The 15748-nt window shown below is 48.0% G+C and carries 14 protein-coding genes; 9 read left to right on the top strand and 5 right to left on the bottom strand.

Translation table 11 applies throughout. From position 1 onward, the window contains the following. The first annotated feature begins 87 nt into the window (after positions 1-87). The 3 genes from ACQY2K_RS00725 to ACQY2K_RS00715 all read left to right on the top strand — a co-directional run bounded on the left by ACQY2K_RS00725 (position 88) and on the right by ACQY2K_RS00715 (position 3270). Positions 88-996 carry an HAD family hydrolase gene (locus tag ACQY2K_RS00725; protein ID WP_428040365.1) on the top strand — a complete coding sequence of 303 codons (909 nt, stop codon included), beginning with the start codon at positions 88-90 and terminating at the stop codon, positions 994-996. Positions 997-1043: 47 nt separating this feature from the next. Further along, entirely contained in the window at positions 1044-1976 is a 933-nt protein-coding gene (locus tag ACQY2K_RS00720; RefSeq protein ID WP_428040364.1) for an NAD-dependent epimerase/dehydratase family protein, read from the top strand. A 79-nt stretch (positions 1977-2055) separates the two neighbouring features. Beyond that, positions 2056-3270, top strand: a complete 1215-nt coding sequence (locus ACQY2K_RS00715) for an iron-containing alcohol dehydrogenase (protein WP_428040363.1) — start codon at positions 2056-2058, stop codon at positions 3268-3270. A gap of 52 nt (positions 3271-3322) precedes the next feature. Here ACQY2K_RS00715 and ACQY2K_RS00710 read toward each other — a convergent pair whose 3' ends face one another. Further along, positions 3323-4633: an ATP-dependent DNA helicase gene (locus tag ACQY2K_RS00710; protein WP_428040362.1), complete on the bottom strand. Its 1311-nt coding sequence runs from the start codon at positions 4631-4633 to the stop codon at positions 3323-3325. A 181-nt stretch (positions 4634-4814) separates the two neighbouring features. Between ACQY2K_RS00710 and ACQY2K_RS00705 the strand changes: the two genes are divergently transcribed. Together ACQY2K_RS00705 and ACQY2K_RS00700 are read left to right on the top strand one after the other, a co-directional pair. After that, on the top strand, positions 4815-5420 hold the full coding sequence (locus ACQY2K_RS00705) for a type IV pilin protein (RefSeq protein ID WP_428040361.1): 606 nt from the start codon (positions 4815-4817) through the stop codon (positions 5418-5420). A gap of 43 nt (positions 5421-5463) precedes the next feature. After that, positions 5464-6864 (top strand): hypothetical protein, encoded by a 1401-nt coding sequence (locus ACQY2K_RS00700; RefSeq protein WP_428040360.1) that lies wholly within the window; start codon positions 5464-5466, stop codon positions 6862-6864. A gap of 84 nt (positions 6865-6948) precedes the next feature. Here the strand turns inward: ACQY2K_RS00700 and ACQY2K_RS00695 are convergent, their stop codons facing one another. From ACQY2K_RS00695 to ACQY2K_RS00680, 4 genes are all read right to left on the bottom strand, one after another. Beyond that, complete coding sequence (locus tag ACQY2K_RS00695; protein WP_177747925.1) at positions 6949-8661, bottom strand: sigma-70 family RNA polymerase sigma factor; 1713 nt, start codon at positions 8659-8661, stop codon at positions 6949-6951. Positions 8662-8668: 7 nt separating this feature from the next. Continuing rightward, a complete protein-coding gene (dnaG, locus tag ACQY2K_RS00690) occupies positions 8669-10417 on the bottom strand; it encodes a DNA primase (RefSeq protein ID WP_428040359.1) in 1749 nt (582 codons plus the stop codon). Between the two features lie 90 nt (positions 10418-10507). Continuing rightward, complete coding sequence (gene rpsU / locus ACQY2K_RS00685) at positions 10508-10756, bottom strand: 30S ribosomal protein S21 (RefSeq protein ID WP_428040446.1); 249 nt, start codon at positions 10754-10756, stop codon at positions 10508-10510. 45 nt (positions 10757-10801) lie between these two features. Next, on the bottom strand, positions 10802-11137 hold the full coding sequence (locus ACQY2K_RS00680; RefSeq protein WP_428037778.1) for a histidine triad nucleotide-binding protein: 336 nt from the start codon (positions 11135-11137) through the stop codon (positions 10802-10804). A gap of 376 nt (positions 11138-11513) precedes the next feature. On the opposite strand from ACQY2K_RS00680, the gene ACQY2K_RS00675 reads away from it, so the two are divergent. The 4 genes from ACQY2K_RS00675 to ACQY2K_RS00660 all read left to right on the top strand — a co-directional run bounded on the left by ACQY2K_RS00675 (position 11514) and on the right by ACQY2K_RS00660 (position 15727). Beyond that, positions 11514-11978 (top strand): type IV pilin protein, encoded by a 465-nt coding sequence (locus ACQY2K_RS00675; RefSeq protein WP_428040358.1) that lies wholly within the window; start codon positions 11514-11516, stop codon positions 11976-11978. Positions 11979-12100: 122 nt separating this feature from the next. Beyond that, positions 12101-13744 (top strand): acyl-CoA dehydrogenase family protein, encoded by a 1644-nt coding sequence (locus tag ACQY2K_RS00670; protein ID WP_177747934.1) that lies wholly within the window; start codon positions 12101-12103, stop codon positions 13742-13744. Between the two features lie 7 nt (positions 13745-13751). After that, positions 13752-14540 carry an electron transfer flavoprotein subunit beta/FixA family protein gene (locus ACQY2K_RS00665; protein ID WP_177747937.1) on the top strand — a complete coding sequence of 263 codons (789 nt, stop codon included), beginning with the start codon at positions 13752-13754 and terminating at the stop codon, positions 14538-14540. Beyond that, positions 14537-15727, top strand: coding sequence for an FAD-binding protein (locus ACQY2K_RS00660; protein WP_428040357.1), 1191 nt, complete (start codon positions 14537-14539; stop codon positions 15725-15727). The genes ACQY2K_RS00665 and ACQY2K_RS00660 overlap by 4 nt, the downstream gene beginning before the upstream one ends. Positions 15728-15748 lie beyond the last annotated feature (21 nt).

Genomic DNA, 15748 nt, shown 5'->3' with positions numbered 1-15748 from the left:
CCCGCCGGGGGTAAAATAATGCGGGTTTTTATTGGCGGTGCCTTAAATATTTTCCCGGGGAAAAGCAGAAATAGGTACAATATATATATGAAGCGTACCTGCCAATGGCTGTTAATTTTTGCTTTGCTATCGTACTGTGCCCCCTTTGCGGCGGCGCAGAAACGCTTGCCGTCCGTGCGCGTGCCGCGCAAAGTGGGCACGGAAATTTTACCGAAACTGTTTCGTGTTCCATTGGTAAAAGTTCCCGCGGTGCGGATGCCGGTCGGGCCGCAGATTTCGGCCTTGTTGGCTGCCCCGGCTGTGCCGTCTTTTACGGTGCAAACGCCGTGGCGCCCGGTGGTTTTCCCGGGTAAAAAAGATATTGATGCCGTTATTTTTGACTTAGACGGTACATTGTTAGATTCCTTGTGGGCGTGGGAAAATTCCGGGGTGAACTTTTTGCGCACACAGGGGATTAATCCGCCCGAAGGGTTTAACGACCAGTTAGCCCAACTGTCGCTTATGGACGGAGCCAAACTGGTTAAAGAAAAATATAACCTGCCCCAATCGCCTGAGGAAATTTTGCGCCTGACATTGGCCCCTATCCGCGAGCGGTATTTCCATACCATTATGCCCAAGCCGGGTGTGCCGGAACTCTTGCGCCGTTTGAAAGAGCAGGGGGTGAAGATGTGCGTGGCTACGGCCTCGGATAAAGAATTAACCGTAGCGGCTTTAAAACGCACGGGGCTATTGCCTTATTTTGATTTTATCTTAACGTGTGATGAGGTAGGGGCGGGAAAAAGAACTCCCGTCATTTACGAAGCCGCCCTCAAAAAATTAGGCACGCAAAAAAAGCGTACCTTGGTGGCGGAAGATGCGCTCTATGCCTTGACGACTGCACATAACGCGGGCTTTCCCACTGCGGGGATTTTTGATATGCACTCCGCCAAGGACCAGCCGGCGGTGCAAAAACTCTCCACTTATTATATCCCGTCCTATACGGCCGTGCAGCCGTAAGTTGAAAAAAGTATAATAAAGCATAATTTCTAAGCAAGGAGCCGCCTGTGCGTGCACAAGCCAAAAAATGGGTCGTTACCGGGGGAGCGGGGTTTATCGGTTCGCATATTATCAAAGAACTGGTTTCCCGCGGACAAGAAGCGGTAGCGGTGGATAATTTTTCAACAGGCTCTCTTTCCCATTTATCTTCTGTTCAAAATAAAATTAAAGTTATTTCGGCTGATATCGGTGATTTTTCTGCCCTTTTAAAAGCCTTTCAGGGGGCCGATTATGTGCTGCACCACGCAGCACTTGTTTCCGTGCCCCACTCGGTGGAAGATCCGCAACTGACTTGGCAGATAAATGTGTCCGGCACGCTTAACGTGTTGGAAGCCGCCCGCCAGGCAGGTGTAAAACGTGTGGTGTTTGCCTCGTCTTGTTGCGTGTATGGCAGTTCCTCTAAACCGTGTAGGGAAAGTGCGCCCAAGCATCCCGGTTCGCCTTATGCCCTTTCCAAACAAATCGGCGAAGAATTATGCCGTTTTTACACACAAACATATGGGTTAGAAACGGTGTGCTTATGTTATTTTAACGTCTATGGAGCCGGGCAAAACCCAAATGGGGCTTATGCGGCGGTGATTGCACAGTTTTTGCAGTGTGCGCTAAAAGGACAACCGGTGCGCATAGACGGCACAGGCCGCCAAAGCCGCGACTTTATCGCCGTAGAGGACGTAGCACGCGCCAATATTTTGGCCGCTCAAAAAGGTGTGCCCGGCGAAACATATAATGTAGCGTGTGGGAAAAGTTATTCCTTGCTGGCCTTGTTGCGCCTGATTGAACAAACCACACACCAAAAATTGGCCCGCACTTTTGCCCCTAGCCGCGCGGGGGATGTGCGTACTTCGTCTGCCGATATTTCTAAAATTTCCCGGTTAGGTTTTAAGCCCCGAATAATGCTTCAAACGGGGATTGCCCGCCTGTGGCATACCTTGCAACAATAATCCTTTTGTACGCTTTCGCTTCGCCCCGAATTATGCTATATTATGGGGGAAGAAGTACCATATTCAGGAGGGGAATACAATGTGGGAAAAAGACATTAATATTAATGAAGTTCGCGAAATTCGCGGCCGCACGCTGGTTTATTTTGGCGTAGGTGCTATTGCCAAAATTGCCGATATCTGCAAAGATTTAAAAGCGCGCGGAATTAATAAGGTGCTCGTGATGACCGGGCGCGGTGCTTACAAAAAAACAGGTGCGTGGGACCACGTGACAAAGGCTTTTGAAACTACGGGTATGCAGTATGTGCATTACGACCAGGTAACGCCGAACCCGAATACCCACCACGTAAATGATGCCGTAAAAATGGCGCACGATTTTGGCGCACAGGCGGTTATTGCCATTGGCGGCGGTTCTGCTATTGATGCGGGCAAAAGTGCGGCCATTTTGCTTAAATATCCGGGCAAAACTGCCGAAGATTTATATACCTTCCAATTTATGCCGTCAGAAGCCGCCCCGATTATTGCAATTAACCTTACGCACGGTACCGGCTCCGAAGCCAACCGCTTTGCAGTAGTCAGTATTGAAGAAAAGAACTTCAAACCGGCCATTGCGTATGATTGCATTTATCCGCTCTATTCTATTGACGACCCGGCCTTGATGACGGGCCTTGCCGAAAACCAGACACGCTATGTGTCTATTGATGCGGTAAACCACGTTGTAGAAGCCGCCACCACGAAAGTAGCCTCTCCGTATGCGATTGATTTGGCTATTTCCGTAGTCAAATTGGTGGCTGAATACTTGCCGGTGGCCTTAAAAGACCCCAAAAACTTGGAAGCGCGTTATTTCTTGGCCTATGCGGCCTTGGCGGCGGGTATTGCGTTTGATAACGGTATGTTGCACTATACGCACGCGTTGGAGCACCCGCTTTCCGGCGTGAACCCGAACTTGACGCACGGCTTGGGCTTGGCGATGTTATTGCCGGCGGTACTCAAAAACATTTACCCGGCCCGCCCGGCTACTTTGGCTGATGTGCTTGCGCCTATCGTGCCCGGCTTAAAAGGTTGCGGGTGCGAAGCCGAAAAAGTGGCCGAAGGGGTGGAAAAATGGCTCTTCTCCGTCGGCTCTACGCACAAACTGCTGGACGAAGGTTTTAAAGCGGAGGATGTGGATAAACTCGTGGAATTGGCGTTCAATACACCGTCTTTGGACGGTTTGTTGGGCCTGGCTCCTACCGAAGCGACGAAGGAAGCCGTCCGCGCGATTTATACCGAATCGCTTAAACCCTGCCACAAATAAGTTTTACTTGGCAAAAAAGCCCCCGGAAAACCGGGGGCTTTTTGATGTAATTCTACCGCAAAACTTTGTTGCCGCGCATATAATCAAAAAATTGTTTTACGCGGCTGTCGCACAATACGTCTTTTACCGCGATATCCTTTTTTAAATGTACCCCCGCCAAGGTTCGGCACCGGCTTAATGCCACATAAGTTTGCCCGGGAGCAAAAGCCCCTCTCCCGATATCTAAATAAATACTGTCAAACGTCAGCCCTTGTGATTTGTGTATGGTAATGGCCCAGGCCAGTTTTAGCGGATATTGCTTAAAAAATCCTTTTACTTTGGGTTGCAACTTTTGTGTAAGTGCGTTAAATTCGTAGCGTACATCTTCCCAGACGTGCGGTTCCACTTGATACACACACCCTTTTAATTCCACCTGTATAAAGTCCGGCCCTAAATCATATACGGTGCCGATATCTCCGTTTACCCAGTTATCATCATTAACGAGCATCATAATTTTAGCGCCTTTTTTTAGGTGGAGCGTTTTATCCGCGGGCGTAGCCTTGCCGAAAGAGTCATCAGCGGTGGCTTCGTAGGCAAATTCCTTGCCGGGGAGTAAGGATAAATAATGCACGTTACGCCAAGCGGCATCGCGGTTTGTGGGGGCTAAAATAATGCTGTTTTCAAAATTTTCCGGTAGTTCAAAGGTTTTGCGCGTGTTGAGCAGGCTGTCTAACTGCGGTTGGGTTACGTTGCCCTCGCGGATTAAATTGAGTAAATTGGCATAATCCGGGTCGGCCTTTTGGCGGAAAATGCGGCGCAATTCAAATACTTCCGTAGGCAAACGGCGTAATACTTGTGCTTCAAAAAAGTACGGACTTTTGTAAATCTGGCGGAAATAATCAAACAGCCCGCCCGAGCTGGATTCTTCTACGGGCGGCAACTGGAATAAATCCCCGAATAAAACAATTTTTTTACCGCCGAAAGGTTCTTCTGTATGCGTGGAAATTTGCAAAATATAGTCTATCGCATCTAATAAATCAGCCCGGAGCATAGAGGCTTCGTCAATAATAATGGTATCTACGGCATCTACGGTTTTGCGCGGCAATCGTTTGAGGTTGCTTTTGTCTAACAGGTTGCCGGGTTTTAAATGAAAAAAAGAGTGTACTGTCTGTCCGTGCACATTAATAGCCGCAAGGCCGGTGGTAGCCAGAACCACTGCGTTTTGTGCGGTGTGCCTGGCAAAATAGCGCAACAGGGTGGTTTTACCCGTGCCCGCACGGCCCGTGATAAAGATAAGCGGCATAACGGGCGGCCGGGCTTCCAGCAAGGATAAAGCGTCCTTAAATTCGTCGGTTAAAATAATGTTAGCATCTTGTGCGGGCATATTTAAATTATAGCAATTAGGCCGTTGTCTTATCTGCTTGGGAAAAAAGACTATGTGTTGAAGGGTGGGAAACAGTAAAAATTGTTGATTGGTGGCTTGCTAAGTGTAGAAGGGCTTGAATCGTTTTTTTTTTTTGGTAAATTTTGAGTATGCTCAAAATTTACCAAAAAGAGAGGTAGTGATGAAAAAAGCGAATACGGGGCGATTAGGCCGCTTATTATGGAAAGTGGAAAAAGGGTCCTTGCGAAAAGGTATGGCCGGCTTTACATTAATAGAATTATTGGTTGTTGTTCTGATTATCGGCATTTTAGCGTCGGTAGCGATGCCGCAATATAATAAGGCTGTGGAAAAAAGCCGCGCCACACAGGCTTTGGCAATTTTAAAATCTTTATACGCTGCACAGGAAGCCTATTATATGGCAAATGGCTCGTATGCTACCTCATTTGACGAGTTGGACCTCAGCGTTCCGTGGACGGGGACAACCAAATGGCTTAATTCATCTGCTTCAACAGACACGCTCTCCAATGACAAATGGTCTTTACAAATATATAAATCCGGTGAAGATGCGGCTATTTATTTAGGGCGTATTTCAGGCGAATATAAAGGCGCAGGTTTTACAATAGGATTATCGGGTAATAACGGACAGGATAATGGAGTTTTGTTTTGTGGCGAGCGGAAGAGTATCGGTATTTCGTATGAAAAAGAAGCAGGCAGTTATTGCGTACAAATTTTTGGCGGTACAAAAGTGTTTGAAGACCCCGGCTTGCGCCGGTACCGTTTGCCGTAAATTTTCTTGAAAATTCTAGCAAAAAGATTATAGTATAAAATATATGAAAACCTTTTTTATCTTGCTTTTTGCTTTATTTGTAACCCCTTTGGGGTGGAGTACCCCTTTTGGCTTTTTGCCGGGTGCGGAAAATATAGATAATCCGAGCGCCCCGTCTGCCTTGCTGCGTAAGATAGTGTTGGGCGAGCCTGTTTGCGTGGCGGTGCAAAGTTTCCGTTCTAACGAAACGCGCACTGAGGAAGAATACTTGGAAATGTTGCGCCAAAGTTATCAGGAGTGGTTTGATTTTACGCTAAAAACCGTACGGCAAGCCGGACGAGAGGACGAATTTAAAGATTTGCTTCCCGCTTTGCAAACCCAAGTAGTTGTGCGCAAGGATTGCCCCCAGCCGGATATTAATTTTTTTGTTATTCCCGCTAATCAAATGAAAACGGTATGTAAGGCTTCTTCGGCCCTGGCGTGTGTGGATGTAGCATCCAGACCCTACAAAATGTATTTTTCACCTAAAAAAGGTCTTGCAAACTGGGCCCAAGGGGGGAACGATAAATTATTGTCGCACGAGTTAGGGCATACCCTTGGCTTTGCGGACCAGTATCCCTATGGGCGTATTAACTCCTCTATGGCATATCACACGCCGGACAGTAGCAAAGGGATAATGTCTGTTGCCAAGGCGGGGATAAAATTTTCGTGTGATGAAGCGGACGGGTTTATCAACTTGTTAGATGTTGGGGTATATGGCAAGGCGCGCGGCGGTAAGGACGGATGGCGCAGTTTTTGTCCTAAACGCACATACAGATATGTACAGGGTCGCCCCACCAGCAACGATAAATATGCCGTAGAGGTAATACCTCCCAATGTGGTGGTGATGACCTTTGGCAAAGAAGGGATGTTGCAAAATACACAGTATTTCCCCGATGCCAAGGATTATTCGTTTGATATACAAACTGTTTTTACACCGGAGGAAACGGATAAATCGGGCCGGTTCCTTTATGGGAAAAGTGATAAGGGCGAAGAAATGTATTGCTCTTATATGTATGAGCGCAAGCGGTGTGTGGCCACAAAAGAGGCGGCCAATGTGGCCTTGTGGGAAGATTACTTCCCGCATAAGAAGGTGCATATTGTAACCTTGGCCTATTCCTCTCCCAAGGGAAAAAGTATTTGGTTAAATTATTTTGAAGGCAAGGACGAAAAAATTTTGGTTTATAAAGGGCCGGATGGAATTTTTGAATTTGGTTTTTCCTCGGGGATGTTTGTAATAAAAGGGCGTCAGGTGTTTGGAAAAAAATCTGAGCCGGAAAAAGAGCCTGCCTCTCCGCAAGAGGCGTTGTTGCAACGCAAAGCGCAGCAAGCCGCCGAACGAGCGCAGCAGGAGCGTGTGGAAAAGTTATTATTAACCTTTTATGATAGATATGTAGAAGGCAATATGCCTGTTGCCGGAGAATAGCAGGTTGCCCGCTCCTTGATTTAATAGTAAAAAACAGCCCCGCGTAAATCAAAAACGCGGGGCTGTGCGATTTAGTGCAAAAGATTATTCTTGGTAATCCTTTAACATTTTGGTACGGCTGGGGTGGCGCAGTTTGCGGATAGCCTTGGCTTCAATCTGGCGCACGCGTTCGCGCGTAACATTAAACATTTTACCCACTTCTTCCAAGGTGCGCGGATAGCCGGAGTCAATTCCAAAACGCAGGCTGATAATTTTGGCCTCTCGTTCCGAAAGCGTCGCCAATACATCCGCCACTTCCTGCTTGCGCAAAAAGTCCACTGCCGCGCTGGTGGGGTTTGGCCCGTTCTTATCTTCAATAAAGTCTTCCAAGTTGGAATCCTCATCTTCGCCAATTGGGGTAGAAAGGGAAATCGGGTCCTGCATAATTTTCAGCACGCTTTTTACCTTTTCCACAGACAGGCGGAGTGTTTTGGAATAATCTTCCAAGGTTGGCTCACGGCCGTGTTCCTGGCGGAATTTGTTTGTAACCTTAGTCAGTTTGGAAACTAATTCCTTCATATGCACGGGAATACGGATTGTATTGGCTTGGTCGGCAATGGCGCGGTTGATACTCTGGCGAATCCACCAGGTAGCATAGGTGGAGAATTTAAAACCGCGTTTGTATTCAAATTTTTCCACGGCTTTCATTAAGCCCAAGCCACCCTCTTGAATTAGGTCGGAGAGTTCCAGGTTAGAATTGACGTGCTTTTTGGCAATAGAAACCACCAAACGCAGGTTGGCTTTGATTAATTTTAATTTGTCCTGCAAAATCATATCCTCAAAAAACACGATACGGTCGTTAAAGGACAAAAACTCCTTTTCCGTCATCGGGAGCATATCCACCATTTGCGCGTGGCGGCGCTGGACGTCTTCAATGTTTGATAAGGCGCGTTCTAACTCCGGTAACGTAAATTTGGTGGCTTTTTTAAATTCCTTTTCCGTCATTTTGCCCGCTTTAAATTTAGTAACCAGTTTTTTGACGTCCTCGTATTTGCCGAAGTAATCGTCAAAGCGTTGCATATCGTTGCGGGTTTCGGTCAAACGGTCGGCCAAGTTTTTGATTTTGTTGGTCAGACGTTTGATTTTATTTTGGTTCAAATTTAATTTGGTAATGGTCTGCACGACTTCTTTTTGCTTGGCTTCCAATTTTTCAATGGCATTATTGCGTTTTTTGTCGGTCAGGTTGCCCTCGCGCAATTCCTTCATTAATTTGGTGATTTCCTGTTCGCGCTTGCCGATAAATTGCGCCGCATCTTTAAGTTTTTTGCGCATATTGTTTAGTTCGCGCGTCGTGCGTTTGCCGCGGGGCATCAATTCCTTGGTGGTCATTTCTTCTTGGTCCACCAATTCTTCCCAGTTGCAAATTTCGCGCATCGTGATAGGCGATTCCAACACCAATTTTCGCAGTTCCTTTTCGCGTTCGCGGATATTGCGTGCGAGTGTGATTTCTTCGTCGCGAGACAAAAGCGGTACTTTACCCATTTCGGACAAATACATCCGGATAGAGTTGGAAATGTCCGGGCTGGCCGAGGACCAATCTTCGCTTAATGCTTCTTTATCGGCGGCGGAGACGGACTTGAATTTCTTTTGGTCCACGACCTGAATGCCCAAATCGTCTAGCGTGCCCATCACGCCGTCAATGTCTTCCGCGCTCATATCCGACGCGGCGATAGAGCGGTTCAAATCTTCCAACGATAAGAACCCGCTTTCTTTGCCTTCTTCTACTAAATCTTTCAGCGCTTTATTTCCCGATGCCATAATTTCCTCAACTGCGATATTTTTTTAATTTGTTTTGCAATTCTATATATTTTTTAAAAACTTCCGGCGGTACATTTCCTGCGCCCAGTTGCTTCATCTGGCGGCGGACCGCTTGTAATTGTTTATGCAGGCCGCTTTGCTGCAATTTAGCCGCACAGGCGGCAATGTCGCGCGCCGGATCAAAATCTTCCGGTGTTTGTAAAAGGGCCAACTTTACAAATTCACCCTTTTGCGCAGGGACCAATTTAGCCGCTTCCTGGGCTAAATCCGCTTCCTGCGGGTGTTCCATATGCGCCCGGACCAATGTTTCAAACAAGTTCCAGGCGGCGGGTGTGGAAAAATCTTCCCGCGTGAGTTCGGAGCATAAAACCAAATGTGCCGGACTCTTTAAAATCCACGACAACAAATCTTCTTCTGCCGGAGTGGCAATGGCATTTTCCAATACCGCTTGCTGGCGGCGGAAACGCGGAGCGGGTGCATAAGACACTTCCCGCAGCCGCTCCATTACTAATTCTTCATCTACGCCCAAATGTTCGGCCACATATTTGGCCCACTCTCGCCGGACGATTTCATCCGGCTGTTTGGAAATCGTTTCCGCTAATTCGGATACCAAGCGTGTTTTGTCCTGTGCTTGGAGAGGTTGCTCACATTGGGAGAGCAATAACCGGGTGTGAAACGCAATTAAATCTTGGGCGTTATTTAAAATTTCTTCAAAATTTTCTTTTCCGTACTTGGCTATATATTCGTCCGGATCCAATCCGTCCGGCAGCGAGGCTACTTTTACAAAGAGTCCGCGCTCAATCAAAATAAGCCCGCCGCGCAAAGCGGCTTTGATTCCGGCGGAGTCCGGGTCAAACAGGACAATTACCGTGTCCGTATAACGCCTTAACAGCCGGGCGTGTTCCTCGGTCAAACTGGTGCCCAAAGGGGCCACGGTATAACCCGCACCCGCCTGGTGGCAAGCGATAACGTCCATATATCCTTCCAGAAGTACGGCTTTCCCGGCTTTGCGGATTTCGGGGCCTGCAAAATTTAGCCCGTAGAGCACTTGGCTTTTGGTAAATAAAACCGTTTCGGGCGAGTTTAAATATTTGGGTTCGCCTTCGCCCAAAATGCGTCCGCCGAAACCTACCGTATCGCCCCGCTGGTTGATAATGGGGAACATCAGGCGGCTGCGGTAATAATCCCGCGGACCGTAGGCGGTTAAAACACAAAGCCCCGCCTCTTTTAAATCTTGGTCCGTAAATCCTGCGGCGCGGGCTTCTTTGGCAAGGGCGGTGGGGTCGTTTTTAGCAAAACCCAACTCAAACTTTTGACAGGTTTCTTTGGTTAAATTGCGCTCTTTCACATACGTGCGCGCGAAGTCGCCGTTAGCCGACATTAAATTTTTATGAAAGAACGCTTTTGCAAAGTCCAACAACTTGCGCAACGTGGCGCGCCGGATTTCCTCGCCCGTTAAGGGGCGCATAGGCTTGTATTCCAAGCCGGCTTGCCCGGCCAATTTTTCAAGTGCTTCGTTAAAGGATAAATTTTCAATCTTCATCAAAAAATCAAAAATATCCCCGCCTGCCTGGCAGCCGAAACAATAGAACAACCCCTTTTCGCTGTTGCAAGTGAAGGAAGGGGTCTTTTCTTTATGAAACGGACAGCAGGCTTTGTAGGTTTTACCCGAGCGTTTAAGGCCCGGAACGTATTGCCGGATAAATTCTACAATGTCCAACCTGTCCTTAATTTGTTCTGTGAGGTTATTATTCACGGTGCCGCCTGTTTTAGATTAAAGTTAAAGGCAAATAAGGCAATAGTCCGATACTTGCGTAAAGGACTATTGCCTGTGGTGTTACTTTAATTAAAAACGTCTGCGTTTGGTGCGGCGGGCGCGGCGTTGTGCTTCCTGCGATTTGATTTTTCTTTTTACGCTCGGAGGCATATACGTTTCGCGTCTTTTGATTTCTTTCAAAATGCCGTTCTTTTCGCATTCTCTTTTAAAGCGTTTAAGGGCTTCTTCAAGATGTTCGGCATCTCTTACTTTTACGAAAACCATTACTTTTTCACCACCTTCTACGGTTAATAGACAAAAATAAAAACGGCATTTTATACCTTATGTATATTATACCTTATTTTTCTTAAATTTTACGTTTTTTCAGCCAGCGGGCCATAAAAAACGTCTGCCGGCCATTAAGTGGAAGTGTAAATGGTCCACGCTTTGCCCCGCGCCTTTACCGTTATTGGTTACCAGGCGGAAGTCCTTTAAATCAAACTGCTTGGCCAGTTTTTTGGCAACCAGCAAGATTTTGCCCAACAGCAAGGCGTCCTTTTCGTCCGCTTCCGATAAGCGCGCAATGTGCTTTCGGGGAATAATCAAAAGATGTGTCGGCGCTTGGGGGTTTAAATCTTTAAATGCCACCACGTCGTCGTCTTCGTAAATCAGTTGGCTTTTAATAGAGCCGTCGGCAATGCCGCAAAAAATACAATTCATAAAGTTATTATACATATTTTTTCTTTTTACTTTTTGGGTCGCCAAAAAGTAAACAAAAAACTCGCAGACCGCACCCATAAAATCCAGTTCCGCACGGCGCATTTTACAACTCGCCTGTGGCTCAAACAAATAAAATGCTTTTTCCGTACGGAACAGATTTTATAAACGGGTTAAGGCCTGCACAAACGGCAACGGCGGACGCTTTTTATAAGCAGGACGAAGGATGTGTATCAAATAAGGAAGCGGATTTTAGGGGGGAATACGGAGGCCTTGACTCGTTCTTTTTTTGATACAATACCCTGTAAGGGTTGAATTTCTGGCAAAAGATTATTATCCTATTAATCAGTCTTTAAATCAAATTGCTGAGGAGTTTTTTATGAAAAAAGGGTTTACGTTAATTGAATTGTTGGTTGTAGTGCTGATTATTGGTATTTTGGCGGCGGTGGCTGTGCCGCAGTATGAGCGCGCCGTAGAAAAATCCCGCGTGTCCGAAGCGGTTGCCCGCACGCGTGCAATTTGGACGGCGCAACAGGCCTATTTAATGTCTAACGGCAGTTATGCCACGGACCTGGCGGATTTGGATTTATCTTTTTCGGGCACTCCTACTAATGCGAGCGGAACCCCGTCGCTTAACACAAAGGATTTTTCCTGCCGCGCAGTAAACGCAGGCGCCACGGCGGATAACGCTTTCGGTATTGGTGTTTGCCGCCGCAACGGCAAGCCCTATGCCATTTATTATGCCCGCAACGATGAACAATTAGCCTGCTATTATGATAATGCGGAGGGCGAAAAATGGTGTCAGATTTTTACAGGCAAGACCGAAGCCCCATATTATTTTTAGGTGTTAAGTAAAACTTTTTTCCGCCCCGGCCCCGTGCCGGGGTTTTTGCTGTTGGGCGAAAAATGCGCATCAACTCAAAAATTGGTATCATATATCTATATTGTATTTTGGAGACCCCAAACATGGCAAAAAACGACCTGACAACCAGAAACCTGATGTTAGACAGTTTGAAGCAATATGCTAAAAACCGGATTTCCTTTAATCTCATCCGGGAGCATGACGCCAAAAACGAAATTCCGTTAGACATTTTGAAAGAGATGTACGACCACGATGTGCTGGGTGTGCATCTTTTGCTTATTCCCGAAGAATATGGCGGACTCGGCGGACAAACCACCGAGATTTACCGCGTGTGCGAACAATTAGCCCGCATTGACTTGGGCATCGCCACCGGTGTTTTCGCCACCTTCCTGGGCAGCGACCCGATTAACGTCGGCGGTACCCCGGAACAAAAAGCCAAATGGTTCAAAAAAATCGCACAGGAAAATAAACTTGTGGCCTATGGCGCCACGGAAGCCGATGCAGGCTCTGACCTTGTTTCCTTGCGTACCCGTGCCGAACACGTCATCAAAGACGGTAAGGTCGTGGGTTACAAAATTACCGGCAGCAAGATGTGGATTTCTAACGGCGGTGTGGCCGATATTTACACGGTACTCGCCTTGGCTCCGGGCGGCCCGAGTTGGTTTATTGTAGAAAAGGGCACCCCGGGCTTTACCCAGGACGTACACGAAGATAAGCACGGTATCCGCCTGTCCAATACGGCGGGCTTAGCATTTGATGATGTTTATGTCCCGGCCGAAAATCTAATCGGTTTGAAGGAAGGCCAAGGCTTCCTGCAAGCGCAGGCCGTGTTCGGCTATACGCGCTTAATGGTAGCGGCTTTCGGTTTGGGCGGCGGCGAAGAAGCGGTGGAAACTGCTTTGCAATATGCCCAACAGCGCATTCAGGCGGGCGGCCCGTTGGCCCAAAAGCAGGGTTTTATGTTAAAACTCATTACCCCGCACTATGTCCGTTTTGAAGCCGCGCGTGCTTATATTGACTGGACGGCCAAACAGTTGGAAGTAAACAACCACGGTTTAGCCACCGAGGGCGCTATCGCCAAATTGTATGCCACCGAATCGGGCAATAAGGCAGCCGAAGACTCTATCCAAGCGATGGGCGGTTTCGGTTATACCAAAGAATTTGCGGTAGAAAAAATTAAACGCGACGTAAAAATTACCTGTATTTACGAAGGCACCAGCGAAGTGTTGGAAATGACGATTTTCCGCGGACGCTGGCAGGAACATTTAAAGAGCCGCGGACAATATTATTTGAACCAAGCCGCAGAGTTTGATGCTATCCACGCGCAGAACCCCAATGTGGGCGCCGACAGCGTGGCCTTGGGTTTTAGAGCGTTGGCCCGCGTGCTGGACGATTGCCGTATGAATAAACTTACGCGCCACCAGTATGTAACCTTTATGCTTGGCGACCTGATTAGCGAAATGGAAGTAGCCGCCGTGTTTACGCGCCAATGCGCCAACAAGGTAGTAACCGAAGGCAGCCGCTTTGATATCAATACGCTTAGCACGATGGCCCGCGTAAATGCCCGTCAGAGCGCATTCAAAACTGCTACGGATGGTATGCGCCTCATCTTGGGCACTTGCCCGGCGCTTAATGCGGCTGAACTCAGCCAAGCCGTCAACTTGGTCGGCATTGAAGAAAAAATGCTTGGGCTGATTGACGATATGGACGTAGTGTCCGCTAAACTCAGAGAAGTTTTCAAAAAATAGGATACTTATGAATATCATTGTTTGCATTAAACAAGTTCCCGATTCCACCCAAGTAAAGGTGGACCCGAAAACCGGTACGCTTATCCGTGCGGGCGTTCCCAGTATTTTAAATCCGTACGACCACTACGCTTTGGAAAAAGCCTTGGCGATTAAAGCCAAAACAGGTGCCAAAGTAACCGTGCTTTCTATGGGCCCCCAGCAGGCTACGGCAGTGCTTCGCTTGGCACTTGCTTTGGGTGCGGACGAAGGTGTTTTGTTGTCCAGCCGCGCCTTTGCCGGTTCTGATACTTGGGCGACGTCTTATGCGCTTGCTATGGCGGTGCGCCATATCGGCCAGTATGATTTGATTCTCTGCGGGCAGATGGCCATTGACGGTGATACGGCCCAAACCGGCCCCGGTATCGCCTTCCATTTGGGTATCCCGCAAATTACGTTCTGCGAAAGCATTGACGCAAGCGGTAACCAAATTGTCGTCAAAAAACTTATTGAAGGCGGCCACCAGATTTTGGAAGCCGACCTGCCTGCTTTGGTTACGATGACTATGCCGCACGACTATGTGGCGAAATATCCTTCCTTTATGGCCGCGCACAAAGCGCAGGATAAAGTGATTCACGTTTGGACGGAAAAAGATGTAAATGCCGACCCGCACAAATTGGGGTTGGAAGGCTCTCCTACCCGTGTGGACCGCATCTTCCCGCCGCCGGCCAGACAGAAAGGCGAAATGTTCTCCGGCTCTGCTGTGGAACTTGCCGATAAGTTTGTAGAGATTTTGAAAAAGGAGAGTGTAATCAAATGATTCAAATTTCGGAAAAATGCGTAGGCTGCGGCAAATGTGTAGCCACCTGTCCTTTTGGAGCGCTCTCCTTGGTGAACCGCAAGGCGGTTGCCAACAATGCCTGTACGATGTGCGGTGCGTGCGTAAGCGCCTGCCCGGTGAAAGCCTTATCCTTGCCGGCAACGGGTGCGGACAAGAAAGACCTTTCCGCCTACAAAGGCGTATGGGTGTTTATTGAAATTGCCGATGACGGACACAACCAAAAAGTCCGCCCGGTGGGTTTTGAACTTTTATCCAAGGGCCGCGAATTGGCAAATCAGTTGGGCGAGGAACTTTGCGCCGTAGTCATTGGCGAGGGTGTGGAAAAATACTTTGCCGAACTTTCCCAATACGGTACGGATAAAATTTATACGGTCAGCAGCCCGGCCTATCATAACTATAATACCGCGGCTTATGCCAACGCAATGGTTACGCTGATTAAAAAGTATAACCCCAGCGTGGTGCTCTATCCGTCCACTTATATCGGGCGTGATTTATCTCCGCGTATTTCGTCAGAACTGTTTGTCGGTTTGACGGCGGATTGCACGGGGCTTTCCATTAAGGACGGAAACTTGATTCAAACCCGCCCTGCTTTCGGCGGAAATATTATGGCCGACATTAAATGCCCGGACTATCGTCCGCAAATGTCCACCGTCCGCCCCAACGTGTTCAAAAAAGTTGTTACCACCCCCGGCAAAATGGCCCAAGTGGTCAGCGAAGCCATTGCCCTGCCTGCCGAGGCTGCCAAAGTGCGCATTATCAATACGCATATGGACCCGCCCGCCGCAGGTATGAAATTGGACGAAGCCGAAGTGGTTATCGCCGGTGGCCGCGGTATGAAAAACCAAGAAGGTTTTGACCTTTTGGAAACCTTGGCCAGCGAACTGGGTGGTACGGTCGGCGCTTCCCGCGCGGCGATTGACTTGGGGCTTAAACCCAAAGACCAGCAAATCGGTCAAAGCGGTGTAACGGTTTCTGCCAAATTATATGTAGCGTGCGGTATTTCCGGCGCGGTACAGCATATTGTGGGTATGGAACACAGCGACGTGATTATCGGTATCAATAAAGATGCGAACGCGCCGATTTTCAATGTTTGCAAATACGGGTTCGTCGGTGATGCGCACCAAATCTTGCCGCGCATTGTAGAAGGACTCAAAAAAACCAAATAACGGTTTTTTAGGAATATAAAA

This window comes from Candidatus Avelusimicrobium fimicolum (assembly GCF_021632165.1).
Classification (GTDB): domain Bacteria; phylum Elusimicrobiota; class Elusimicrobia; order Elusimicrobiales; family Elusimicrobiaceae; genus Avelusimicrobium; species Avelusimicrobium fimicola.
Note: the sequence above shows the minus strand (reverse complement) of the source record. Positions and strands in the feature narration are given on the sequence as shown.